At 36.6% G+C, this 24,208-nt stretch carries 24 protein-coding genes; 18 read left to right on the top strand and 6 right to left on the bottom strand.

What is annotated here, in order from left to right; translation table 11 throughout:
* The first annotated feature begins 68 nt into the window (after positions 1–68).
* Entirely contained in the window at positions 69–683 is a 615-nt protein-coding gene (locus DZ858_RS09540) for a thioredoxin family protein (protein WP_117159321.1), read from the top strand.
* On the opposite strand, the gene DZ858_RS09545 is transcribed toward DZ858_RS09540, so the two are convergent.
* Positions 680–1,885 (bottom strand): hypothetical protein, encoded by a 1,206-nt coding sequence (locus DZ858_RS09545; protein ID WP_117159322.1) that lies wholly within the window; start codon positions 1,883–1,885, stop codon positions 680–682. The genes DZ858_RS09540 and DZ858_RS09545 overlap by 4 nt on opposite strands.
* Positions 1,886–2,006: 121 nt before the next feature.
* Between DZ858_RS09545 and DZ858_RS09550 the strand changes: the two genes are divergently transcribed.
* The 11 genes from DZ858_RS09550 to DZ858_RS09600 all read left to right on the top strand — a co-directional run bounded on the left by DZ858_RS09550 (position 2,007) and on the right by DZ858_RS09600 (position 13,231).
* A complete protein-coding gene (locus DZ858_RS09550; RefSeq protein WP_117159323.1) occupies positions 2,007–3,290 on the top strand; it encodes an acetyl-CoA hydrolase/transferase family protein in 1,284 nt (427 codons plus the stop codon).
* A gap of 94 nt (positions 3,291–3,384) precedes the next feature.
* Positions 3,385–3,828 (top strand): RrF2 family transcriptional regulator, encoded by a 444-nt coding sequence (locus DZ858_RS09555; RefSeq protein WP_117159324.1) that lies wholly within the window; start codon positions 3,385–3,387, stop codon positions 3,826–3,828.
* A gap of 7 nt (positions 3,829–3,835) precedes the next feature.
* Complete coding sequence (locus DZ858_RS09560; protein WP_117159325.1) at positions 3,836–4,300, top strand: hemerythrin domain-containing protein; 465 nt, start codon at positions 3,836–3,838, stop codon at positions 4,298–4,300.
* Between the two features lie 84 nt (positions 4,301–4,384).
* Complete coding sequence (locus tag DZ858_RS09565; protein WP_117159326.1) at positions 4,385–6,811, top strand: heavy metal translocating P-type ATPase; 2,427 nt, start codon at positions 4,385–4,387, stop codon at positions 6,809–6,811.
* A 60-nt stretch (positions 6,812–6,871) separates the two neighbouring features.
* Positions 6,872–7,072 carry a cbb3-type cytochrome oxidase assembly protein CcoS gene (gene ccoS / locus DZ858_RS09570; RefSeq protein ID WP_117159327.1) on the top strand — a complete coding sequence of 67 codons (201 nt, stop codon included), beginning with the start codon at positions 6,872–6,874 and terminating at the stop codon, positions 7,070–7,072.
* A gap of 38 nt (positions 7,073–7,110) precedes the next feature.
* Entirely contained in the window at positions 7,111–9,312 is a 2,202-nt protein-coding gene (ccoN, locus tag DZ858_RS09575) for a cytochrome-c oxidase, cbb3-type subunit I (RefSeq protein WP_117159580.1), read from the top strand.
* A 2-nt stretch (positions 9,313–9,314) separates the two neighbouring features.
* The gene (locus DZ858_RS09580; protein ID WP_117159328.1) at positions 9,315–9,524 is read left to right on the top strand and encodes a CcoQ/FixQ family Cbb3-type cytochrome c oxidase assembly chaperone; all 210 of its coding nucleotides are present in this window, start codon (positions 9,315–9,317) and stop codon (positions 9,522–9,524) included.
* Positions 9,521–10,492 carry a cbb3-type cytochrome c oxidase N-terminal domain-containing protein gene (locus DZ858_RS09585; protein WP_117159329.1) on the top strand — a complete coding sequence of 324 codons (972 nt, stop codon included), beginning with the start codon at positions 9,521–9,523 and terminating at the stop codon, positions 10,490–10,492. Before DZ858_RS09580 ends, DZ858_RS09585 begins: the two co-directional genes overlap by 4 nt.
* A 41-nt stretch (positions 10,493–10,533) precedes the next feature.
* Positions 10,534–11,955, top strand: coding sequence for a cytochrome c oxidase accessory protein CcoG (gene ccoG, locus DZ858_RS09590; RefSeq protein WP_117159330.1), 1,422 nt, complete (start codon positions 10,534–10,536; stop codon positions 11,953–11,955).
* Positions 11,956–11,987: 32 nt separating this feature from the next.
* Positions 11,988–12,434 carry a FixH family protein gene (locus tag DZ858_RS09595; RefSeq protein WP_117159331.1) on the top strand — a complete coding sequence of 149 codons (447 nt, stop codon included), beginning with the start codon at positions 11,988–11,990 and terminating at the stop codon, positions 12,432–12,434.
* A gap of 53 nt (positions 12,435–12,487) precedes the next feature.
* Positions 12,488–13,231, top strand: a complete 744-nt coding sequence (locus DZ858_RS09600; RefSeq protein ID WP_117159332.1) for a sulfite exporter TauE/SafE family protein — start codon at positions 12,488–12,490, stop codon at positions 13,229–13,231.
* Between the two features lie 256 nt (positions 13,232–13,487).
* Here DZ858_RS09600 and ric read toward each other — a convergent pair whose 3' ends face one another.
* Genes ric through DZ858_RS09615 form a run of 3 tightly spaced genes read right to left on the bottom strand, consistent with a single transcriptional unit; the run spans position 13,488 to position 15,890 of the window.
* Positions 13,488–14,210 carry an iron-sulfur cluster repair di-iron protein gene (gene ric / locus DZ858_RS09605; protein WP_117159333.1) on the bottom strand — a complete coding sequence of 241 codons (723 nt, stop codon included), beginning with the start codon at positions 14,208–14,210 and terminating at the stop codon, positions 13,488–13,490.
* An 18-nt stretch (positions 14,211–14,228) separates the two neighbouring features.
* The gene (hemN, locus tag DZ858_RS09610; protein WP_117159334.1) at positions 14,229–15,590 is read right to left on the bottom strand and encodes an oxygen-independent coproporphyrinogen III oxidase; all 1,362 of its coding nucleotides are present in this window, start codon (positions 15,588–15,590) and stop codon (positions 14,229–14,231) included.
* Between the two features lie 15 nt (positions 15,591–15,605).
* Positions 15,606–15,890 carry a hypothetical protein gene (locus DZ858_RS09615; RefSeq protein WP_117159335.1) on the bottom strand — a complete coding sequence of 95 codons (285 nt, stop codon included), beginning with the start codon at positions 15,888–15,890 and terminating at the stop codon, positions 15,606–15,608.
* Between the two features lie 919 nt (positions 15,891–16,809).
* On the opposite strand from DZ858_RS09615, the gene DZ858_RS09625 reads away from it, so the two are divergent.
* The 4 genes from DZ858_RS09625 (at position 16,810) to DZ858_RS15180 (ending at position 19,053) form a co-directional block, all read left to right on the top strand.
* Positions 16,810–17,604, top strand: a complete 795-nt coding sequence (locus tag DZ858_RS09625) for a type IV toxin-antitoxin system AbiEi family antitoxin (protein ID WP_117159336.1) — start codon at positions 16,810–16,812, stop codon at positions 17,602–17,604.
* Positions 17,601–18,395 carry a nucleotidyl transferase AbiEii/AbiGii toxin family protein gene (locus tag DZ858_RS09630; protein WP_117159337.1) on the top strand — a complete coding sequence of 265 codons (795 nt, stop codon included), beginning with the start codon at positions 17,601–17,603 and terminating at the stop codon, positions 18,393–18,395. The genes DZ858_RS09625 and DZ858_RS09630 overlap by 4 nt, the downstream gene beginning before the upstream one ends.
* A 34-nt stretch (positions 18,396–18,429) precedes the next feature.
* Complete coding sequence (locus tag DZ858_RS15175) at positions 18,430–18,576, top strand: type I restriction-modification system subunit M N-terminal domain-containing protein (RefSeq protein ID WP_158548363.1); 147 nt, start codon at positions 18,430–18,432, stop codon at positions 18,574–18,576.
* 228 nt (positions 18,577–18,804) lie between these two features.
* Positions 18,805–19,053, top strand: coding sequence for a hypothetical protein (locus tag DZ858_RS15180; RefSeq protein WP_158548364.1), 249 nt, complete (start codon positions 18,805–18,807; stop codon positions 19,051–19,053).
* A gap of 222 nt (positions 19,054–19,275) precedes the next feature.
* Here the strand turns inward: DZ858_RS15180 and DZ858_RS09640 are convergent, their stop codons facing one another.
* Positions 19,276–20,619: a sensor histidine kinase gene (locus DZ858_RS09640; RefSeq protein WP_117159338.1), complete on the bottom strand. Its 1,344-nt coding sequence runs from the start codon at positions 20,617–20,619 to the stop codon at positions 19,276–19,278.
* On the bottom strand, positions 20,609–21,952 hold the full coding sequence (locus DZ858_RS09645; protein WP_117159339.1) for a sigma-54-dependent transcriptional regulator: 1,344 nt from the start codon (positions 21,950–21,952) through the stop codon (positions 20,609–20,611). Before DZ858_RS09645 ends, DZ858_RS09640 begins: the two co-directional genes overlap by 11 nt.
* A gap of 206 nt (positions 21,953–22,158) precedes the next feature.
* Here DZ858_RS09645 and DZ858_RS09650 point away from each other — a divergent pair, with 206 nt between their 5' ends.
* Both DZ858_RS09650 and DZ858_RS09655 read left to right on the top strand, forming a co-directional pair.
* Positions 22,159–23,412, top strand: a complete 1,254-nt coding sequence (locus DZ858_RS09650; RefSeq protein ID WP_117159340.1) for an efflux RND transporter periplasmic adaptor subunit — start codon at positions 22,159–22,161, stop codon at positions 23,410–23,412.
* An 89-nt stretch (positions 23,413–23,501) separates the two neighbouring features.
* On the top strand, positions 23,502–24,194 hold the full coding sequence (locus tag DZ858_RS09655) for an ABC transporter ATP-binding protein (protein ID WP_117159341.1): 693 nt from the start codon (positions 23,502–23,504) through the stop codon (positions 24,192–24,194).
* Positions 24,195–24,208: the final 14 nt, after the last annotated feature.

The raw sequence follows: 24,208 nt of genomic DNA on the forward strand, positions 1-24,208 counted from the left end.
GTGTTTTGGGCATTTAATTACTGTAAGGATATACCTAATCTTACAACAAACTATAAAAATAAATAGCAATGAAAGAGCTTTTAGAAAATTCCCTTCAATCAAGTATGACATATACTGATTACAACCTTTTGTTTAAACAATTAGTAGCAAAGGTAAGAACTACCGGAGAACCTTCAGAAGAAAAAATAAAGTACACAAAGTTGAACTTAAGCCGAAGCAAGCGTTTGGACAAAACAGCTACAATTGCTGAAACTTTTCAATCACAATTTAAAAACATCTGTGAAAAGCAAACTTGGCTGGTTATTACTGAGCCTTGGTGTGGTGATGCTGCGCAAACGCTTCCGTTTCTCAATAAAATAGCTGAAACCTCCGATTATATAGATTTGAAAATCGTACTTCGTGATGAACATCCGAAATTAATGGACCAGTTTCTTACCAATGGTTCTAAAAGTATTCCAAAATTAATTATTTTAAATAATCAATATGAAGTACTTGAACAGTGGGGACCACGTTCACAGGCAGCCACAAAATTAGTGACCGATTATAAAACTGAACACGGACAACTAGACGATACTTTTAAAACACAATTGCAGCTTTGGTACAATAAAGACAAAGGAGCTTCTATTGTAAAAGAAATGGCTGAAGTATCCAAAAAATTGTGCCCTGAAGAGGAGACAATTTAATAGATTCTTTTAAACTGAAAAGTAAAAAGCCATCCTATTGCAAGTAACAACAGGACACTTGCTGCGCTTAGCCAAAAGGAAATATCGGGCAGAGCTGGCAAGTTAAAAGTACTCATACTACCACGGTAAAAAATAAGAAATTCGGTCAATATAAAACCTGCTAAATATAACAACAATGTAATTTTGGGAAGGACGATCCACTTAAAATGGTGTAAAAATGCTACCAAAGCTACACTAGCCAATCCAAGAAATACCCAGTGGAGGTAGCTGATTATGTAATCTATATTCCCAGAAATAATTTTAGCAGTTGTAGGAAACGAACCCATCAATTGGGCTATTAATTTAATGGCAAGGCTAAATCCGGCAAATTTCAATAACCATCCTGTTTGCTTCGATAGATACTTTTTTAAAGTGGAGCGTTCCCACAAAATTTTTCCAAAGAGAATACTAAAAGCACTTATTTGTAATGCCGATCCGGTAATTGCCAGCGCATTAAAAAACCAATGTGGCTGCATCCATAAAATAGAAATAAAAAAAGTCAATATAACACCAATATTTAATAGGTAGTAAAACTGTTTAAGGTTTTTTTTAGAAAGTGTAATTCCATGCTGCTCAAACAATCGGAACAGAACTCCACATAAAGCAACCAAAAACCAGCCATTGTATTGAAAATGGAGGTAAAAATAAATAGCGTTATGATACCAAGGCGAAGTATTTCCTAATGTCCCCATGACTACTCCTACAACCCAAGGTCCAATACTCGAAAGGACCATAAACCAAATTGCCGCCCGTATTAATTTATACGATTGAAGTGATTTTAGTTCCTTGGGTGTATGCTTCAGAAAAAAGAAGGCAAATACATACGTAGCAATTAAAAACAGTGTGGAAAAAATAATGGAAAATAAAGCATAACCAGTAAAAGGAAACGAGAGTAGCATTCCTACAATCGTTGCCTGTGTACCCCAAAAAAGATAGGTGTACTTTTTTGAAATCTCACTATCCCGTAAAAAAAGATAATACAAAACGGTGGTCAATCCAGTATAAACCCATCCCAATAAAGCAATATGTGAATGGGTGTGTACAATGTATCGATAGGTAATAGGTAGTTCGGTTATAGCAAACAGCCGAAGAGCAACTCCCATAATAGCAATCAGTACAAAATATCCAAGGGCAATGTGTATGTGTTTTTTAAAAGAAATCATTATTTTAAAGAAAGTAAAATTAAGTTGCAATGGTAAAAGTATCGATGATTTATTGGTATGACATAAATCATAACTAAAGACTGAAAGGTTTTACACCTTTGCACTCCAAAAATAACGACAGATGAATCATAAAAACTTAAAGATAGTATCTTCTCAAGAAGCAGTTTCCACCATACAATCTGGTGATCGGGTTTTTTTTCAAGGTGCTGCCATGACTCCAAATGTGTTGATAAACAGCTTATGTGAAGGATACTCAGATTTAAAAAATGTTGAAATAGTTCAAATACACACCCATGGCGAAGCAAAATATTTAGAAGCACCGTATAATAAAGCCTTTCATTTAAATACTTTTTTTGTAGGAGGTAATGTGCGAAAAGGTGTGCATAGCCCTTATGGTGATTATGTGCCAGTGTTTTTGAGTGAAATACATTGGTTATTTAGGCGAAATATTTTGCCATTGGATGTTGCTTTTATTCAGGTTTCTCCACCTGACCGACACGGATATTGCTCATTGGGTGCTTCAGTAGATATAACATTACCAGCTATTTTAACAGCTAAAAAGGTTGTGGCGCAAATCAACCCAAAAGTTCCAAGAACACACGGCGACGGAATTATTCATATAAAAAATATTGATTTGGCAATTGAAGTGGATGAGCCAATCCACGCATCCATTATTGAAACCCCAACAGAAGTAGAAGCAATTATCGGTAAAAATGTGGCCGGTTTAATAGAAGATGGTGCCACATTGCAAATGGGTATCGGTAATATTCCTAATGCGGTGTTGAACAATTTAACCAACCATAAACGCCTGGGTATTCATACCGAAATGTTCAGTGATGGTATTTTACCATTAGTTGAAAAAGGTATTATCACTGGGGAAAATAAAGAGATTAAAACTGGGAAGATAGTAACCTGCTTTGCGATGGGTACTCAAAAACTATATGATTTTATAGATGATAACCCTGTTGTTCACTTTAAGGAGGCCGGATATACAAACGATACCGCTATTATTCGCCGAAATCCCAAAATGACTGCTATAAATAGTGCTATTGAAATAGATTTGACGGGTCAAGTATGTGCCGATTCTATCGGGACTTATCAATATTCAGGAGTGGGAGGGCAAATGGATTTTATTCGCGGGGCTTCACTCTCTCTAGGGGGAAAACCCATTATTGCCATGCCTTCGGTAACTAATAAAGGAATTTCAAAAATAACCCCGTTTCTTAAAGAAGGTGCTAGCGTAACCACTACTAGAGCACACGTACACTATGTAGCAACAGAGTATGGGGTGGTCAACCTTTTTGGAAAAGGATTGGAACAACGAGCCAAAGCACTCATTACAATTGCCCATCCCGATCATCGTGAATCATTGGAACGGGAAGCAAATAAACGATTTCGGATCTAGATAGCAAGACGTAAAAGTCAAGGCTATTCCATGCTTTTGTTAAATAAAGATAATTTTGTCCGAAATAGAATATCTTTACATAAACAAAAAAACTATGTTCTCTAAAGCTTGTGAATACGGTATAAAAGCTTCAATCTATATTGCTCTGCAATCAATACAAGGAGAGCGTGTAAGCTTAAAAAAAATTGCAAAGGAAATTGATTCTCCCGAAGCATTTACAGCAAAAGTATTGCTTCAGCTTGCCAAAATCGATATAATAAAATCTAGCAAAGGTCCATCGGGCGGGTTTGAAATATCCAAAGATAAAATTGATACTATTATGCTGGCCGATATTGTTTTTGCAATAGACGGAAACTCTATTTATGAGGGGTGTGCTTTAGGCTTTGATACATGCAATGCTACTAAACCCTGTCCTATACACGATAAATTTGTGAACGTCCGGGAAGAACTTAAGAGAATGTTGCAAAACACAAGTCTTTACGAATTGGCAACTGGGTTAGAGGTAGGTCTAACGTTTTTAAAACAAAGAAAATCCTAAAAATAGTATGAATAAACCAAAACCCATAAAACGTCATGAAGCTTTAAAACCATTAAGTAGACAGCATCATTTTGGTTTGCTCTTTTCTTGGAAAATACGAAAAGGTTTTTCCAAAGATGTTTCCTTGAAACGGATGAAAAGCTATGCCAATTGGTTTTTTAAAACAGAAATAAAACCTCATTTTAAAGCTGAAGAAAAACATATTTTCCCCATTTTAGGTAAAGAGGATGAAATGGTAAAAAGAGCTTTAAAAGAGCACCGCCGAATCAAACGGTTATTTAAAGATACTGAAAATCCCAAAAAATCTTTAAGTCTTTTGGAAGAAGAATTACAGTCACACATACGTTTTGAAGAGCGAATTCTGTTCAATGAAATACAAAGAATAGCAACCCCAGAAGAACTGGAAACCATTGAAAAAATCCATATTAAAGACAGTTCCAAATCAGAATATTCTGACCCTTTTTGGGGCTAAAATTCCGTAACTGATAATTGTCATTTTTTAAAATAGTGTTCAGTAGCACCTTTGCAATAGGTATAATGAGCAAATTTTAATTGAATGACAAACTGTTTCCATTGTGGGGATCCGTGTTTAGACACAGTTATCGAACATAAAGAGAAAGCGTTTTGTTGCCACGGCTGCAAAACGGTTTTTGATATCCTGCAAGACAGCGACCTTGGTTACTATTACGATCTAGATATCAATCCAGGTATTTCCCCACAAGAAATTGAAGGAAAATTTGATTTTCTAGATAATCCTACCATTGTAGAAAAGCTATTGGAGTTTGACAATAGTACCACGCAACTTGTTTCTTTTTTAATTCCGTCAATCCATTGTAGCAGTTGTATTTGGGTATTAGAAAACTTGAACAAGCTGAACAAAGCAGTAAAAACATCACAAGTCAATTTTCCCGAAAAAACGGTACGGGTTACTTTTTCTTCTGAAAATACTACCCTAAAAGAATTGGTTCTGTTGCTCAGCCGTATTGGCTACGAACCCTATATATCACTTGAAAATTCAGAAAAGAAAGAAAAACATATTGATCACAGCCTAATTTATAAGCTTGGCATTGCTGGCTTTGCTTTTGGCAATGTCATGTTCCTTTCCTTTCCAGAGTATTTTGAAGTAGAAGAATTTTGGTTGGATCAATTTAAAAACATGTTTCGGTGGCTGATGTTTGCTTTTTCCGTTCCAGTCGTATTCTATTCTGGTAGAGGTTATTTTACTTCGGCTTATAAAGGGCTGCGTTCTGGTATTTTGAACATTGATGTGCCTATTGCTATTGGTATTGCCGTACTCTTTATTAGAAGTACCATGGAAATTATCATGGATTGGGGTACTGGATTTTTTGACAGCCTTACCGGTCTTATTTTCTTTTTATTGCTCGGGAAATTTTTTCAGCAGAAAACGTATTCATACTTGTCTTTTGAACGAGATTACAAATCGTATTTTCCCATTGCTGTAACACGCTTATTGCGAAATAAAAAAAGTGGTGTTAGAGAAGAACAGGCTGAGGTATATAAAATTCAAAAAGGCGATCGATTGCTTATCCGTAACAACGAGCTTTTGCCAGTAGATGCTATTTTAATAAAAGGGAACGCGCTTATTGATTATAGTTTTGTAACGGGCGAAGCTGAGCCCGTTTCCAAACAAAGTGGAGATAAACTATATGCCGGTGGAAAGCAACAAAACGGGGTGCTGGAAGTAGAAGTGTTGAAACCCGTAGAGCAAAGCTATTTAACCCAGCTTTGGAGCAATGAAGTGTTTAGCAAAGATAAAACGGGTATTTTTCAATCGTTGACCGATAGTATTAGCAAACGCTTTACGGTGGCGGTATTGAGTATCGCCTTTCTTTCTACTTTTTTTTGGATGGTGGTAGATCCTTCAAAAGCATTTAATGTATTTACCGCAGTATTGATTGTGGCTTGTCCTTGTGCTATTGCGCTTGCAGCACCCTTTACATTGGGTAATATGTTGCGCATTTTCGGAGGCAATAAATTCTACTTGAAAGAAGCTTCCATAATTGAACAAATGGCGAAAGTAGATACAGTCATTTTTGATAAAACTGGAACACTCACAACGAATCGAAAAAATACAATAACCTATGAAGGTATCGAGCTTACTCAAATTGAAAGAGAACTTTTGACCAGTACCCTTCGGGCATCGAATCATCCCTTGAGCCGTTCTTTATACGCAATCTTAGATAAAAACAATATTCAAACCCTTGACGAATTTAAAGAAGAAGTAGGGAAGGGGATTTCAGCTTCAGCAAAGAATGCAACTATAAAAGTGGGTTCCTATGCTTTTGTTGAGAATACATCTGAAAAGATGCAGATAAAAGACACTTCAGAAAAACAAAAGAAAACAACAGTTCATATTAGTAGCAACAAACAATATAAAGGCTGCTATGTTTTTGAAAATGAATACAGAAATGGAGTTTCAGAAATATTTGAAGCATTGGGGCAGAATAAAGAAGTTATTGTCCTTTCCGGTGATAACGACGGAGAGCAGGAACGGTTAGAAGGCTTACTGCCTGATGGTACACAACTTATTTTCGGTCAAAAGCCAGACGATAAGCTCGAATTTATAAAAAATCAGCAACAATCTGGTAAAACTGTTATGATGATAGGGGATGGCCTTAACGATGCTGGGGCCTTGAAACAGAGTGATGTTGGGATTGTTATTTCAGAAAACATCAATGTTTTTTCGCCTGCCTGTGATGGTATTTTAGATGCTACGGTTTTTAAAAACCTGGTACGGTATATTGATCTTTCCCATAAAGGGATTAAAGTTATTAAATGGGCTTTTCTGCTTTCATTACTATACAATTTGGTAGGACTTTCATTTGCGGTAACAGGTCATTTAAAACCCGTTATTGCAGCTATTTTAATGCCTTTGAGCAGTATAAGTATTGTTGTGTTTACAACACTTGCCACTCAATATATTAGTAGAAAACTAAGAATGGATATAAATAAGCAAAGCTGACGGATGTCATATTTTTTTTGTCGTCCCAAAAGTAGTTTTACACCATAATCAAGAATAGGTATGAGTATTATTTACGTGTTATTAAGCATTAGCGTTTTAGTGGCTATTATCTTTTTTATCGCTTTTATAATTTCGGTGAAAAGAGGACAGTATGACGATACGTATACCCCTTCGGTTCGCATGTTATTTGAGGATGAGCTTGTAAAAGAAGAAGCTTCCCAATTGGAGGAAAAAGAAAATAAAATCAATTCAAATAATTAAAAAACCCTGCACCAATGCGGGAAGAAACACTAACTATTATGCAAACAGAGCAGTTTTATTACGATAACAAAATCGTAAAAAAGTTTGTCAATGCCACTATGTTTTGGGGTATTATTGGTATGAGTATTGGACTCTTACTGGCCTTTATGTTTTTATTTCCTAACATCACGGACGGTATTTCGTGGTTGAGTTTTGGTCGATTGCGACCATTGCACACCAATGCGGTGATTTTTGCTTTTGTAGGGAATGCCATTTTTGCTGGCGTGTATTATTCTTCTCAACGATTGTTAAAAGCCAGAATGTGGAAAGATTGGTTGAGTAACCTTAATTTTTGGGGTTGGCAGGCTATTATTGTTGGGGCTGCAATTACACTACCACTAGGTTATACTACCTCAAAAGAATACGCCGAACTAGAATGGCCTTTTGATATTGCTATTGCAGTTATTTGGGTTGCGTTTGGAGCCAATTTGATCGGTACTATTTTAAAACGAAGACAACGGCATCTCTACGTTGCCATTTGGTTTTACCTAGCAACTTTTGTTACGGTAGCTGTTTTACATATTGTGAACAGTATTGAGTTGCCTGTTAGTGCATTAAAAAGTTATTCTTTTTACGCTGGAGTACAAGATGCACTTGTTCAATGGTGGTATGGCCACAATGCTGTTGCATTTTTCTTAACCACACCCTTTTTGGGATTGATGTATTACTTTGTACCCAAAGCGGCGAACCGTCCGGTATACTCTTATAAACTGTCTATTATCCACTTTTGGTCTTTGATATTTATTTATATCTGGGCAGGACCACACCATTTGCTATACTCTTCCTTACCTGCTTGGGCACAAAACTTAGGGGTGGCATTTTCAATTATGTTATTGGCTCCATCGTGGGGTGGAATGATTAATGGACTATTAACCTTAAGAGGAGCTTGGGACAAAGTACGTACCGACCCAGTTTTAAAGTTTATGGTAGTAGCCATCACAGGGTATGGAATGGCAACTTTTGAAGGGCCGATGCTATCTCTTAAAAACGTAAACGCCATTGCACACTTTAGTGATTGGATTATTGCTCACGTGCACGTAGGGGCATTAGCTTGGAACGGTTTTTTAACTTTTGGGATGGTGTATTGGTTAGTGCCAAAACTGTTTAAGACAAAATTATATTCTATTAAGTTGGCCAACACCCACTTTTGGGTAGGAACATTAGGTATTATCATGTACGCTTTACCTATGTATGTTGCCGGATTTGTTCAAGCCTCTATGTGGAAACAATTTAACCCAGATGGAACGCTTACCTACGGAAACTTCTTAGAGACCGTAGCCGAAATCATACCGATGTATTGGATGCGTGCCATTGGAGGAAGTCTATTTATCCTAGGTGCTTTCATAGCGCTGTACAATATTATAATGACAGCTCGTAAAGGAAGCAAAGTAACCGATGAATTGGCCGAAGCTGCTCCATTGGTAAAAGTAACCAAGCAACGAACTGCAAAAGAGGGCTATCATACCTGGTTGGAAAGACGTCCGGTAAAATTAACCATTTTTGCTACCATAGCCATTTTAATTGGTGGTGCGGTACAGATTATTCCATCGCTATTGGTGGACGATTATGTACCCGTAATTTCAAGTGTGAAACCATATTCTCCTTTGGAGTTGGAGGGTCGCGATATCTACATTCGAGAGGGCTGTGTTTCTTGTCATTCCCAAATGGTGCGTCCCTTCCGTAGTGAGGTAGAACGCTATGGGGAATATTCTAAAAGTGGTGAATACATTTACGATCACCCGTTCCTATGGGGAAGTAAACGTACTGGGCCTGATTTACTTCGGATAGGAGGCAAGTATAGTGACAACTGGCATTTAAACCATATGTACGATCCGCAGAGTACTTCTTCCGGTTCCATTATGCCGTCGTATAAATGGTTGATAAATGCTGAATTGGATAAAAGCCTTACCGAAACAAAAATGGAAACGATGGTAACATTGGGTGTACCGTATTCTGAAGAAGAAATTACCAATGCCCAACAATCCATGTTGGAACAAGGAACCAAAATTGAAGAAAACCTCTACAGCGATCCCGATTTTGCAAAAACGTACGAAGCCGATAAAAAATACGCTGAGGAAAACGGAGAAGATTTTGTTGAAATGCGCGATAGGGAAATTGTAGCATTGATCGCTTACTTACAACGTTTAGGGACAGATATTAAAGTAAAAACCGCTGAAGAAGCTTCAGCTCAAAACGACTAATCATGCTAAAATTTATTAAAGGAAACTTGGAAAGTATCGATGGGGTAGCAATATATCCCATCATATCGCTGCTTATTTTTTTCATCTTTTTTACAGTCCTGTTTTGGTGGGTATTCACAGCAAAAAAGGAACATATAAAAGAAGTCAGTAACATTCCTTTAGAATTAATTCCAGACAAGGAAATTAACGATAAAAACGATTTACCATTATGAAAACAACAGCATCTTACATACGAGTTATAGTCTTGACGGTCCTTGCGTTTTTTCTTATGGAATTTATTACAGAACCTGGTGAAACATGGGCTATAGTAAAATACCCAGTAATATGGGCGGTTTTAGGATTGATTTTTTTGTTTTCAATTGCCGTTGAAGTTATTTCAGAAACTTTACAAAGTATATTATTTAGAGGGTTGAATGAAGAGGCACAAGAAAGGTTTATTGCTTCCGAAGCACTTCGAAAAGAAAATAATTGGTTTAAAAAGACTTACAAAAAACTATTGGCCAAAAAACCTATTGAAAAAGAAAGTGAGATTGTACTAGATCATAATTATGACGGTATTCGTGAGTTGGATAACGTATTGCCACCTTGGTGGATTTATATGTTTTATGCATCTATCGTTTTTGCCGTAGTATATATGGTGCGCTATCATGTTTTTGACGGCATTGACCAAGAAGAAGAATATGAAATTGCCGTGGCAGAAGCCCAAATACAGATAGAAGAATACAAAAAAACAGCCAAGGATTTAATTGATGTAAATACTGTTGAAATATTGACAGGTAAAGAAGATGTTGCTGCCGGAAAAACCATTTTTGAAGCAAATTGTATTGCCTGCCATAAAGTTGATGGCGGAGGTGGAATTGGACCTAACTTAACCGATGACTATTGGATATTGGGTGGTGGCATTAAGAATGTGTTTAACACGGTTTCAGAAGGGGGACGTGACGGAAAAGGAATGGTTGCCTGGAAAACCGACTTAAAACCCAGTGAAATGGCACAGGTTTCAAGTTACGTGTTGAGTTTACACGGTATTACACCTGCAGATCCTAAAGAACCTGAAGGCGACCTTTGGATAGACCCCAATGCTCCTGTAGAAGAAGTTGAGGTAAAGCAAATTGACTCTTCAAAAATACAAATAAAGATGGAAGACCAGCCTGTAACGGAGGATGTAGTAGAGAAATAATAGGCTATAAAAGTTTTATAATCAAGGTAAAGTAATTAATTGTGGAAGCTCCAAAAAACGAATCATTTAGGGATAGTATCGGTACCATCGATGAAGAAGGGAAGCGTTCTTGGGTGTATCCCAAGAAACCTTCGGGAAAGTTTTATGAATACCGCAAATATGTGAGTTATTTTTTACTGGCCTTTTTGTTTGCCGCTCCCTTTATAAAAATTAATGGCAATCAATTCCTCTTGTTTAATTTTCTTGAACGAAGATTCAATATTTTCGGGTTTCCGTTTTGGCCACAGGACTTCCACCTGTTTGTTATTTCTATGCTTATTGGGGTGGTTTTCATTATTCTTTTTACCGTGGCTTTCGGAAGAATTTTCTGTGGATGGATTTGCCCTCAAACTATTTTTTTGGAAATGGTTTTCAGAAGGATTGAGTATGCCATTGAAGGTGACAGAGGAAAACAAATTAGGTTGGACAAACAAGTCTGGAATGCCGAAAAGATTAGAAAGAAAGGATTAAAGTGGTTTATCTTTTTCATTATTTCATTTTTAATTGCGAACATTTTTCTAGCCTACATTATAGGAAGTGATAAATTACTGGAATATATTTTGGAAGGCCCTACTGAAAACTGGAACACCCTTATATCCTTAACTATTTTTACCGGAGTATTCTATTTTGTATTTGCTTGGTTTAGAGAACAAGTGTGCATTATAGCGTGTCCCTACGGAAGGTTACAAGGTGTGCTTTTGGATAACAAGAGCATCGTTGTGGCGTATGATCATAAACGGGGTGAAAAAGAAGAAGGAAGAGCGAAATTCAAAAAAAATGAAGACCGAGAGGCTTCAGGAAAAGGAGATTGTATTGACTGTTTTCAATGTGTACATGTTTGTCCAACGGGTATCGATATTCGTAACGGGACGCAACTGGAATGTGTAAACTGTACTGCCTGTATCGATGCCTGCGATAGCATTATGGAAGCTGTGAATTTACCACAAGGATTGATTCGGTATGCTAGTGAAGAAAATATTGAAAAGAAAACAAAATTTAAGTTCACGCCTAGATTAAAAGGGTACACGGCCGTATTATTCATTTTAATTGGGATATTGGCTGGTATGCTTTTTCTTCGGAATGATGTAGAAGCGCGTGTATTAAGACTTCCTGGGCAATTATATGAACATAAAGACAACAATATGATCAGTAATGTCTTCACTTTTAAATTAATTAATAAAACAACTGAAGATGTTGACAGTGTCCATTTTAAACTACTTTCCCATAAAGGAACTATTAAGTTGGTTACACACGACGATTTCCAAGTACCCAAACAAGGTTTGGCAGAGGGTACATTGTTTATTGAAATCAATGGTAGTGCTTTAACCGGTGATAAAGACAAGGTTAAAATTGGGGTTTATAGTGGAGATAAATTGATAGAAACAACCACAGCTACCTTTTTGGGGCCGAGAAGTTATAAATAGAGATTGAAAACTCACTTTAAGAAACAAATGTTATGAAAATAAATTGGGGAACAGGGATTGTAATTGGCATTGCAGCTTTTATTTGCTTTATCATGTTTTTTGTGATAAAAATGAGTACCAACGATAAATACAGCTACGATTTGGTAGTAGAAGAGTATTACAAAAAGGAACTCGCATTTCAGCAAGAAATCGATGCCGAGGAAAACTTAAAATTGTTAACCGAAAAAATAAAAGAGGAAAGAACAAACGAAGGTTGGTTGTTTTCCTTTCCAAAAGAAATAAACCTTGATAAAGTTTCGGGTACAGTGTTCCTATACAGACCGTCCAACAAGCAACTGGATTTTCAATTTCCATTGAAATTTTCCGGTTCAAATTTGCTCATACCTAACAAGCGATTGGTGGACGGTCGTTGGAACATAAACATCACTTGGGACTACGAAGGAAAAAAGTATTTATTTAAAAAGGAAATATTGCATTAAATCACTCTTTGTTTTTCCATTGCTATGGAAGTAGAGAGGTTAATCAAATAAAAATGCTACTATCAGCTCTTATATTCGGTTTATTAGGAAGCTTCCACTGTGTAGGTATGTGCGGTCCTATAGCATTTTTACTACCGGTGGATCACAAAAAACCAGTAAAAAAAGTAGGGCAGATATTTTTATATCACTTCGGAAGAATTTTTACCTATTCAATAATTGGACTTTTGTTTGGTTTGTTAGGAAAAAGCTTTTACCTGTTCGGGATGCAACAGCAATTAAGCATTGCGATTGGAGTATTGATGATCATTGTGGTTTTGCTTCCATATAAAACGTTTCAGAAATATAACTTTTCAAAACCGTTGTTTAAGATTATTTCAAAAGTAAAAAGTGAATTAGGGGTTGCGTTGAAAAGGAAATCACCTGATACGTTTTTAACCATCGGGTTCTTGAATGGCTTTTTACCCTGTGGGCTGGTATATATGGCTGTTTTTGGAGCCATTGCTTCTGGGAATGCCTTACAAGGCAGTTTGTATATGGTTTTGTTTGGAATAGGAACCATGCCGTTGATGACCACAGCAATCTATTTAGGTAATTTCTTGAATGTACAAGTTAGACAGCGCATTCGGAAGGCTATTCCTGTTTTTGTGGTGCTTATTGGCTGTTTGTTTATTGTACGGGGAATGGGGCTAGGAATCCCATATGTTTCACCCAAACCCACTGTAGAAATGATAAACGCCAATTATAATTGTCATGCTGTTTCAGAAAACATGAATACTGAGTTAATTACTAATCAATAAAATAGATCAATTATGTTTAATACAATCATACCATTAGTGGACTGGGGGATGGGAACCATAATCATAGGGGTTTTTGCAGTCGTCTGTATAGTTCTTGTTCTACTTGTTTTCAATATGGTAAACAGCGGAAAAAAGAAAAAATAATCGACAGTCATTATTCTACTAACTATCTAAATTAAAAAGGGAAGTCGAATTAATTTTCAACTTCCCTTTTCTACTAAACCAAACTTTAAGTGTAAGCTAGTCAGGCTTCTACTTAATTCCTTAATTCTTTTTCTAACTTTAATGCTTTAGGGTGCAAAATGTTATTCTCCAAATGAATATGCGTATGTAGGTCTTGTTCAAACTCTTTCAACTTATCATATAAGGCCCTAAATGTATTACAAGCACTTTCTGGCGGCGTATAATTATTAGTTAGTCGGGCAATTTCCTTACAAATATCGCCTGCACTTTCGTGCTCGTCTTCCATCATGGCAATAGGGTTTTCTACAGTTCTAAAATGAGGGACATCCAATGTGAATCCTTCTTTTTCGGCAAGTGTCATCTTTTTAATGAACGGGAAAAGAATCAATTCTTCCTTTTTCATATGTGCAGAAAGTTCTTTGGATAACTCCAAGAAAAGGTCACGAACTTGTATCAATTCTGAATAGTGGTGACCGTGTACTTTTGCCACTTTTTCAGCGTACTGAAGTAACAGAGGGATGTTTTCTTCAACATACAAATGATGTACGGAAACAATATGGTCTATCAATACATCCAGCGGCCAATTGATATAATCATAATTATCCTCAACTTCCATATCAAAATGGCGAAGTTCTTCAGCTATACTAGTATAGTCTAAGCCTTTTTTTTCACAAGCTTTTTGAACCGTTATCCCACCACCACAGCAAAAATCGATTCCGTATTTTTTGAATATGTGAGAGGTTTTAATGTTTTCGGCAACAATATCGGCTATTGTTTTTTCTTCGGTTATACTCATAATTATTAGTTTTTAATGTTATACAGTCATTGAAAATAATTGTGTTTCAGGTTGTATTCGTTGTAATAATAGATCGAAAGCCATACATACATTTCGAACAAACGGTCGTCCTTTTTCTGTAATATAAAGCGCATTGCTTTCAATTTTAATTAGGCCATCCGTTTCCATTTCTTTTAGGTTTATTAAAATATCCGGAAGATCTGTAAACCAACCCTCTGTAGTGTTCCAAGAGGTTTTTAATTTGCACATTAGGTTTAGAATATGCTTTCTTATGGTTAAATCTTCTTCAGTAAGAATATGACCACGATACACAGGTATTTTTCCTTCATCTACAATTTGTTGGTATTCTTCTACGGTTTTTACATTTTGAGCAAAACTATACCAACTATCACTAATGGATGAAACGCCCAGACCAATCATAGCCTTTGTTTTTGATGATGTATAGCCCATAAAATTACGGTGTATGGTTTTGGTTTCAATAGCCTTATAAAGACTATCAGTTTTTAAAGCGAAATGATCCATTCCTATTTCAACATAACCAGCTTCAAGCAACATTTTTTTGCCAATTTCGTATTGCTCTCTTTTCTCTGAAGCAGAAGGAAGGTCTTCGTCCTTAAAGCCACGTTGTCCGTTACCTTTTATCCATGGTACATGTGCATAGCTGTAAAAGGCAATGCGATCTGGCATAAGTTCTTTTGTACGTTCAACGGTGTGTATAATGTGTTCTTTTTTCTGAAATGGAAGTCCAAAAATAATATCGTGCCCCACAGAAGTGTATCCAGCTTTTCTTGAATTTTCTGTCACTTTTTTCACGTTCTCGAAGGGCTGGATACGGTGAATGGCTTTTTGCACTGTTTCATTATAATCCTGAACACCAAAACTTACTCGGTTAAAACCCAATGAGGCGAGCATATGTAAATGCGTTTCGGTTGTGTTATTTGGGTGTCCTTCAAAACTTAGTTCAGCCTTTTCAGCTTTTATAGAATGTTCAAAAATTCCATCTAGTAACGTCTTTAAATTTTCAGCAGAAAAAAAAGTAGGTGTACCGCCTCCTAAATGCAATTCTTTTATAATAGGTTTTTCATCAAAAAGTTTAATATATAATTGCCATTCTTTCAATACCGATTGTAAATAAGGGACTTCAACACCGTGATTTTTTGTAATACGTTTGTTGCAGCCACAAAAGGTACATAGACTTTCACAAAAGGGAAGATGAATGTAAAGGCTTATCCCTTCGATAGTATTACTTTCTGCAAAGCTTTTTTGCAAAGTCCTTTTCCATTCTTCAAGGTAAAACGACTCACCTTTCCAGTAGGGAACGGTAGGATAGCTTGTGTATCGTGGACCAGCAACGTTGTATTTTGAAACTAAGGAGGTCATTTTAATTGATAGTATTTAAAATAACCCGTTGCCCAGAATTATCAGCGTATTGATGATGACACTTATCATCAATAATTTGAAAACCAATTCTGCCTTTTGCAATGTGAGTATTGAAGCATTATGAATACTACAAATACTTACACTTAAAAGTACAAGAAACATTTGAAAAATTCCATTTCCGTGCATTAAGGAAGTCATCACGGCAATTGAACCAATACAAGTGGAAAGAATAATCCCTAGTACGGAGTTTGCCATATAATTTTTTGAAAAGTCCTGATTTAATTTTGCGTATAGAGTCATAACTGTATGTTTTAATTTCGATTCAAAATTACGATATACAGTTGGGTAAGAATATGATTTAAATCAGGTTGCAATTTTTTATAATATAATAGGTCTAATAAGAAGATAAACTACATAGAGTTATTATATAATATAGTTTCTGTCTTGCTAAAAATCTTTAAACACTACCAAAAAGTAAAGCCCCGTCATCATTACGATAACGGAGCTTTTTGCGGAGAAAGAGGAACTATCCAAATTCTCATTTTTTGAGCATTTTCAAGGCTTAAAAACGGTCTCTAATTTTACTGACACCGAATTAGCCCCTTTTTAACAAAAGTTTGGGAGTTTTGGAATGTTTATGTGAACTGAGTGTCAAATTCATATAAATGAGTTCAAATAAAATTTTACTAAAGTTGAGCCATTCAACTATTTCAAATCGAGAGGAAGTAAAAGACCATCATAATGGTAGATTTGATGTTTTTTAGGGCGTTTTACCTCTATAACGGTAATTTTAGAAAGATACCTTCTCTTCTAAAATCGTGATCAAATCAGCATCATAGTATTTGTAGATATCAGGGATGTCCAACACGTTGATTTTTGAGTAATACTTAGAGCCTGTATGCTTTTTAATTTGGTCTAAATGTTTCTTTTCCATAACATAGACCTTGTCTGCCCATTCTAATAAATCTTCAGTTAGCTCAGTCGTTCCTTCTTTTCTACAAATTTTGACATTAGTGCCTGCACTTTTAAAGTTTATTCAGGATGCTTTTCGGCAAAATAGTCTTCAGCCGTTTTCGAGCGTTGCTTATTTGCTGAGCAGATGAGGAGATATTCATAATGAATTTTTAAAAGTATAAAATACGATTTAAATATAAAATATTTTAGTAAAGTTTCGAGAAATAGATTGATTTTTACTACTTTTCTCGAAAATTTACTACGATTGAACCTGTCAGACTTCATCACCAACCAGTTATCCTTTGAAAATTATGCATTTACATATGCCCAAATTGTTCAAGCATATGCGGATAAGTCTGAAACGTCGGTACAAAGTGATTTAAAATATGCCACCCAAAAAGGAGATATCATTCCTTTAAGGCATCACTTTTATTTAATTATCCCACCACGATATTCAAGATTCGGAAAGTTGCCCATCGAGCTTTACGTGAATGGTTTATTTGAATATTTAGATCGTAAATATTACGTGGGTCTATATTCCGCAGCAAAGTTTTATGGTGCTGGACATCAGCAAATTCAAAAGGAGTATGTTTTACACAATAAAGCACCTTTACTATCCATCACTAAAAGTACTATCCATATTGATTTTATTACAGTTTCTAATTGGCCACAAAAAAATGTGGCGTCAAGAAAAGGGGATGCTGGAATGTTCAACATATCCAGTCCTTGCTTAACCGCCGTTGATTTAATTTATCATCAAACTAAGGTAGGCGGATTAAATAGAATGCTTTCTGTTTTGGAAGAGCTAACAGAAGAAATGAGATGGGAAGATGCAAAAGATTTACTGTCTTGGTACCCTCATAAAAGTGTGTTACAACGTTTAGGATTTTTATTAAACGAAATCAATCCCGAATCCGACATAGCTAATCTTATATATGAACATTTAAAAACTAAAAAATTCTATCCCGTTTTATTGAGTCCGAGATCAAGTGAAAAGGCAGGTGCGGTTGAGAATAGATGGAAAGTAGCTGTGAATATAAAAATGGAAAGTGATTTATGATACCGAGACCTGATATAGCTAAATGGCAAATGCACGCACCTTGGAAGGAATTTTCACAGATAGAACAAGACCTTGTAATCAGTCGTACCCTTATAGACATATTTTCAGATGATTTTTTAAATGAAAATCTGGCATTTAGAGGTGGTACAGCACTTCATAAACTGTATTTAAATCCTGCACCTCGTTATTCGGAAGATATAGATTTGGTTCAAGTTAAACCAGGCCCTATTAAACCGATAATGCAACGGATAGGTGAAGTCGTTACTTTTTTTGAAGAAAAGAGAAGTACTAAAATTGGGGGCCACGGAGCAAAAGCGATGTATAGGTTTAACTCGGAATATGAGAATATTCGACTACGCTTAAAATTGGAAATTAACTGTAAAGAACATTTTAAGGTGTTGCCTTGGATTGAATTTCCTTTTGAAGTTAAAAACAACTGGTTTGAAGGGAAGGCCAATATCCGAACCTATAATATCAATGAACTATTGGGTACAAAATTAAGAGCCTTATACCAAAGAAGTAAAGGACGAGATTTATTCGACTTAGATTACTCTAGATTAAATATGGAATTGGATATAGACCAGATAGTTAAATGCTTTAAAGAATACACGACATTTTCAACAGGAAATAGACCGCCTAGTCAAAAAGAGTTTCTAATGAATATTGAAATAAAAGAACATGACCCAAATTTCACGGGAGATATGGAAGCCTTATTACGACCGGAAATTAAATATGACCAAGAAGCAGCTTTTCAATGGTTAAGAAATGAAGTGATTGAGAAGCTTAGATGAAAAATATAATTAACAATCAAGTTACCTACATAAATTGATTACAAAACAAGCATTAGGAAATACACTTGTTGGAATGGTAGATATTCTAAGGGGAAAAGTAGAAGATTACAAAGCGTATTTACTTACGCTATCCTTTTTTAAACGATTATCAGACGACTATAAGTGGGAGTCGAATAAATAAAGTAGCAGAAGCTGAAGAACAATACGGAACGCTCAACGCTAAGTAGATTCAAAAAATATTAGATAAAGCCCACGATTTTATTATTCCTGAAGGCCACTTTTGGAGCGACGTGAGAAATGCACCATTAGATAAGAAAAATAACAAACTTAATAGAGTTGTAAATGAGATTGCAAACGCAAATCCAGTTTTAAAAGGTGTTATTAATACTGTGTGCTGGAATGAACCTAGATGGTTCTGGAGGAAAAATACAATTTAGGCGGATTTTGCGGTGGACGCTTAATTCAAACCGCCGGCCGTCATACTAGAGAATGGCTAGAAAGTGGTTTGTATCAATTAATCGATCCAGATATTGGCTTTTATTCAGGGCCGCAATATCCCACCGATAAAGAAAATTTCGGGATATTTCTTGACAGCATACCTGATACTTGGGGTAAAACGCTAATGAAACGTCGAGAAGCTCAAAACGAGAGAGAGTAGAACGAAAAGCTAAAATTTTGTATGAAATAGATTTTCTATTAGGTGTTTATGATGAGAGTCGTATGAGAGCACTTCGTTTTAAGACCGATCCCGATGGCTCTTTTTACGATCAAAACCCTACACTGCCGTGGTCATCACTAGGCGGTTTACATGAAGCTGTAAGACATCTCGAAAATGATTTAGAAAGCTACACCAGTAAGTTCTTTTTAAAACTGATAAATTTTAAAAAACCAAACTCACTTCTGTCCCCTCTTTTTCAGAACTACGCAGTTGTATTTTACCCCCGTGTAATAGCATAATCTGTTTACAAAGACTCAGACCAATACCGCTTCCAGTTTTTTTGGTACTGAAAAAGGGCACAAAGATACTATCCATAATTTCTGATGGAATGCCGCTTCCGTTATCGGCAACCTTTATCTGAGCCGTTCCTTTATGACTTAAAGTTGCCGAAACAACAATCTGTGGCGCGGAAACCGTTTCGGTTGCATCGATAGCATTTAAGATAAGGTTGATAAGTACTTGTTCTATCAGGTAGGAGTCGATTTCAAATAATAGATTGGGATCTTTCAATTTAAAACCAAGGTCAACTTCTTTTTCTTCCAAAGAAGGTTTCATCAATTCGCTAATATTGCTGAATAAATCGGATGCTTTTATTTTGGTCTTGTTTACGTGGGTAACTTTATTTAAGCTTCTATAAGTTTTGGCAAACTTCATCAAGCCTTCACTTCGTTTTTTTATGCTGTTGAGACCAGCATTAACATCTTCCAACTCCAATTTCCTGGTTTCAGGATGTTCCATGGAGTCTTGAATACTTTTCTGAAGAGTTTCAGCTAAAGAAGTGATGGGCGCAATGCTGTTCATGATTTCGTGTGTCATTACGCTTAGGAGTTTTTTCCAGGCTTCACTTTCGTTCCGGTTAAGGGTTTCTTCTATATTCTGAAGCACAATAAGCTTAAAAGAATGTTCTTCCATTTCAAAAACCGTATCTGAAATCAAGACTTTTAGCGTTTCCTGTCTCATTTCTAAAGTAACCGAAGCGGTATTGGAATGGTATGTTTCAAACAGCTCATCATAGATATTTGGCCTCCTTTTTTCAACAAAGCTTATGTTTTTGAACGAAGGAAAATCCAATGTCTTTAAAAAGGAATCGTTTACCCAAAGTACGTCGCCACTTTCTACATTATAGGCGATGATACCAATGTTTACCATCTCCAATATTTTTTGAAGATAGACAAACTGTGCCTGCCGTTCACTATCGATCGCTTTGATGGTTTTGTTCACAAGGTTAAAGCCTTTGTGCAGTTCACGGATATCTTGAGGGCCTTTTGTATCGACAAACCATCGTGAGAAGTCGCGGTATTTTACCGATTCAAAAAAATCATCCATTTCAACGAACCGTTTTATCACAAACCGGTAGAGGTTATATACTGTAATTAGCGAAAGGATGGAACCTCCTATAATTGCATACGTGTTTAGCCAGGCAATCCCAAAGGCTAGCAAAGTCAAGGAAATGAGCAACCCCACAACCCGAAGCGTAATTGAGAATACGTAGCTTTTATAGGTCATATTTATGGAGTCTGCGGTAGAGTGCGGCACGGGTAATCCCTAGTTCCTTGGCAGATTTTGAGATGTTTCCGTTATTTTTTTCAATCACGGTAAGGATGGTGTTCTTTTCAATGGCATCCAGATTTGTTTCGTTTTGCGCAACTTGTATTTGCGGTTGTTCGATGGCCGAAAAGGTTAAATCTTCAGCTTCCAGCGTATGCTGTTCTGCCATAATGATGGCGCGTTCCAAGGCATATTGCAACTCACGTACGTTTCCGCTAAAGTGATGTTTTTTCAGTTTTTGAATAAAGCTCGAAGACAAACTAAAACTCCCCTTACCATATTTTTCAGCATAAAAATCGACAAAATAGTGCGCAAGCAGTGTTATATCGGTGCCGCGGTCCCGTAATGGCGGAATCGTGACATCAACAGTATTAATACGATAAATTAAATCTTTTCTGAAACGTTCTTCATCGGCCAAATCGCTTATCGACACATTGGTAGCACAGATTAGCCGAATATCAATAGGGATTGGCTGGTTGGCGCCCAACGGCGTTACCTGCCTGTTTTGCAAAACGGTCAATAAACGTGCTTGTTGTCTAAGTGTTATGTTCCCTATTTCATCTAGAAAAAGGGTACCGCCATGGGCAGTTTCAAAACGGCCTTTGCGGTCTTCCCGGGCATCGGTAAAAGCGCCTTTTTTGTAACCGAATAGTTCACTTTCAAAAAGTGTGTTGGTTAAAGAGCCCACATCCACTTTTACAAAAGGGTTATTTTTCCGAAGGGAGTTATCGTGAATAGCTCTTGCAATAAGGTCTTTTCCCGTTCCGTTTTCGCCCAAAATAAGGACATTGGCATCGGTTGGTGCTACTTTTTTAAGTTTTACGAACACATCCTGCATGGGTTCACTTTCGCCTATGATCTTGGTTTCAGCATCTAACTGAAGTTTTTTTGATTGCTTTTTTTGCTGTTTTTCAACCCGTTCCCGAATCGCTTCCAATATTTTTTCGTTCTGCCAGGGCTTAACAAGAAAATCGGAAGCCCCTTCTTTTAGAGAGCGTATGGCCAAATCGATATCGCCGTAAGCTGTGATAAGAATGACATCAGTTTCCGGCTTTTGCTTTTTAATTTTGTTCAGCCAGAAGATCCCTTCGTTGCCTGTGTTTACCAAGCCATTAAAATTCATATCCAAAATCACCACATCAAATTGATATTCTTGCATCAGGCTTTGAATCGTATTGGGATTTTTATTAGTAACCACCTCCTTCACCTTCGGTTTCAGTAAAAGCCGAAGCGCAATGAGCACGTCCTCATCGTCGTCGATAACCAATATTCTTGCATTTTGAAGAAGCATAGATACAATATTAATAAATTACATTGGGATTATTCATAATTCTGAATCCTGAATTCTGAATTGATAAAAGTGTGCCGGTAGCGAACAGGAAGTGTATCAAAACCGAACACTTTAAATATTTCAAAGATATTTAAATACCTGTTTTTAAGCCTATTGTATTTATGGCATTATATTCACAATATAAATATTGAAAAACAAGATATTATATGGACATCCAATTGGAAAAGAAACGATTCACTACTAAAAAACTACTACTTATAGGAGGTACAGTCTTATTGTTGGCTTTGATCGTTTTTGTAATTATTTCTTCGTTTGGCGGCTCAAAATTGAACGTCGAAAAAGAGCGCATCAGTATAAATACAGTTGAAAAAGGAGTTTTTCAAGAAAATATCCCTGTAAATGGAATAGTACTCCCCATTACCACTATCTATCTAGACGCATTGGAAGGCGGTCGCGTAGAAGAAAAATTTGTTGAAGACGGTTCCATCCTTAAAAAAGGCGACCCTATTTTAAGACTTTCCAATACCGATTTGGAGCTGAGCCTTGTAAACCAAGAAACACAAGTTTATAACCTATTGACGCAAATGCAGATTTCGCAAAATGCAGCCCGGCAAAATACCATTAACAAACTAAACCAATATACCGATGTGGAGAGTGGCTTAATAGAGGCCAAAAGAGTGTATGACCTCAACAGCAAACTATACGAAAAAGATGCCATTGGCAGACAGGATTTAATCAAAGCAAAAAACGAATACGACTACCAAAAAGAACGGATGCAACTTTCTGAACAAATTCTAAAGCAAGATTCCATCGCTGTAAAACAAGAAAAAAGCCAAGTTCAAAGCAGTTATGCTCGAACCCAGAATGCACTTGAATTGATGCGTAGAAAAGTAGCAGACCTGGTTGTAAAAGCTCCTGTTGATGGGCAGCTTACTTCGCTGGATGCCGAAATTGGTCAGTCTAAAAACAAGGGTGAGCGATTAGGGCAAATAGATGTATTGAGCGGCTTTAAAGTACGTGCTGATATTGACGAGCATTATATTTCACGAATTTATACGGGACAAACAGGAAGTTTCAGTTTTAATGGGAAAAGTTACACTCTAACTATCAAAAAGGTATATACACAAGTGAACAATGGTCGTTTTCAAGTCGATATGGAGTTTGGGGAAGAAGTAGCAGAAGGAATTCGTCGTGGACAGACCTTACAAATTCGACTGGCTTTGAGCGATGAAAAACAAGCATTACTAATCCCAAAAGGAGGCTTTTTTCAGCAAACAGGAGGCAATTGGATATTTAAAGTGAGTGAAGACGGCGATACGGCCTATAAAACTGATATAAGCTTAGGAAGCCAAAACACTGAATATTATGAAGTACTAAACGGTCTAGAACCTGGAGACAAAGTAATTACTAGTAGTTACGATAACTATGGTGACGTACAAGAATTGGTTTTAAAAGAATAAAAAACCACCCCGGATATGCCAGGGCAAATCCTGTCCCTCTCTAAAAGGAAGGAAGCATAAATAGATAAAGTTAACAATAAACGATACAAATGATAACAATTACAGATTTAGAAAAGTACTACGCTACCGAGGAGGTACGCACTATAGCCTTAAATAAACTATCCTTTACAGTAAACGAAGGAGAATTTGTAGCAGTGATGGGACCTTCGGGTTGCGGAAAATCGACACTGCTTAATATTTTGGGTTTACTGGACGATCCCGATGGAGGCAGTTTTATATTTAATGGCATTGAAGTAGCTGGCTTTAACGAACGCAAACGGGCTAATTTACGCAAGCACAACATCGGTTTTGTGTTTCAAAGCTTTAACCTCATTGATGAATTGACGGTTTTTGAAAACGTTGAACTTCCTTTAATCTATACTGGCGTTAAACCTGCTGAACGCAAAGTACGGGTAGATGCCGTGTTGGAGAAAATGCAGATCATGCACCGTCGCAAACACTTTCCGCAACAGCTCTCAGGAGGACAACAACAGCGTGTGGCGGTTGCCCGTGCCGTAGTAAACAACCCGAAACTAATTTTGGCTGATGAGCCTACAGGTAATCTGGACAGCAGCAACGGTAACGAAGTGATGGATCTTTTAACCGAATTAAACGAAGCAGGCACAACCATAATTATGGTAACACACAGTGAGCACGACGCCAAATACAGTCACAGAATTATCAGAATGTTGGATGGACAGAAAGTAACGGAGAATATATTGGCGGAGTATAAGAAGGTATAACGTATAAGAAGGTA

Source organism: Marixanthomonas ophiurae, assembly GCF_003413745.1.
Classification (GTDB): Bacteria; Bacteroidota; Bacteroidia; order Flavobacteriales; family Flavobacteriaceae; genus Marixanthomonas; species Marixanthomonas ophiurae.

Coding starts and splice junctions, on each gene's coding strand:
- DZ858_RS09540 (WP_117159321.1), top strand. CDS start 69: ATGAAAGAGCTTTTAGAAAATTCCCTTCAATCAAGTATGACATATACT.
- DZ858_RS09545 (WP_117159322.1), bottom strand. CDS start 1,885: ATGATTTCTTTTAAAAAACACATACACATTGCCCTTGGATATTTTGTA.
- DZ858_RS09550 (WP_117159323.1), top strand. CDS start 2,007: ATGAATCATAAAAACTTAAAGATAGTATCTTCTCAAGAAGCAGTTTCC.
- DZ858_RS09555 (WP_117159324.1), top strand. CDS start 3,385: ATGTTCTCTAAAGCTTGTGAATACGGTATAAAAGCTTCAATCTATATT.
- DZ858_RS09560 (WP_117159325.1), top strand. CDS start 3,836: ATGAATAAACCAAAACCCATAAAACGTCATGAAGCTTTAAAACCATTA.
- DZ858_RS09565 (WP_117159326.1), top strand. CDS start 4,385: ATGACAAACTGTTTCCATTGTGGGGATCCGTGTTTAGACACAGTTATC.
- ccoS (WP_117159327.1), top strand. CDS start 6,872: ATGAGTATTATTTACGTGTTATTAAGCATTAGCGTTTTAGTGGCTATT.
- ccoN (WP_117159580.1), top strand. CDS start 7,111: ATGCAAACAGAGCAGTTTTATTACGATAACAAAATCGTAAAAAAGTTT.
- DZ858_RS09580 (WP_117159328.1), top strand. CDS start 9,315: ATGCTAAAATTTATTAAAGGAAACTTGGAAAGTATCGATGGGGTAGCA.
- DZ858_RS09585 (WP_117159329.1), top strand. CDS start 9,521: ATGAAAACAACAGCATCTTACATACGAGTTATAGTCTTGACGGTCCTT.
- DZ858_RS09595 (WP_117159331.1), top strand. CDS start 11,988: ATGAAAATAAATTGGGGAACAGGGATTGTAATTGGCATTGCAGCTTTT.
- DZ858_RS09600 (WP_117159332.1), top strand. CDS start 12,488: ATGCTACTATCAGCTCTTATATTCGGTTTATTAGGAAGCTTCCACTGT.
- ric (WP_117159333.1), bottom strand. CDS start 14,210: ATGAGTATAACCGAAGAAAAAACAATAGCCGATATTGTTGCCGAAAAC.
- hemN (WP_117159334.1), bottom strand. CDS start 15,590: ATGACCTCCTTAGTTTCAAAATACAACGTTGCTGGTCCACGATACACA.
- DZ858_RS09615 (WP_117159335.1), bottom strand. CDS start 15,890: ATGACTCTATACGCAAAATTAAATCAGGACTTTTCAAAAAATTATATG.
- DZ858_RS09630 (WP_117159337.1), top strand. CDS start 17,601: ATGATACCGAGACCTGATATAGCTAAATGGCAAATGCACGCACCTTGG.
- DZ858_RS15180 (WP_158548364.1), top strand. CDS start 18,805: ATGGTTCTGGAGGAAAAATACAATTTAGGCGGATTTTGCGGTGGACGC.
- DZ858_RS09640 (WP_117159338.1), bottom strand. CDS start 20,619: ATGACCTATAAAAGCTACGTATTCTCAATTACGCTTCGGGTTGTGGGG.
- DZ858_RS09645 (WP_117159339.1), bottom strand. CDS start 21,952: ATGCTTCTTCAAAATGCAAGAATATTGGTTATCGACGACGATGAGGAC.
- DZ858_RS09650 (WP_117159340.1), top strand. CDS start 22,159: ATGGACATCCAATTGGAAAAGAAACGATTCACTACTAAAAAACTACTA.
- DZ858_RS09655 (WP_117159341.1), top strand. CDS start 23,502: ATGATAACAATTACAGATTTAGAAAAGTACTACGCTACCGAGGAGGTA.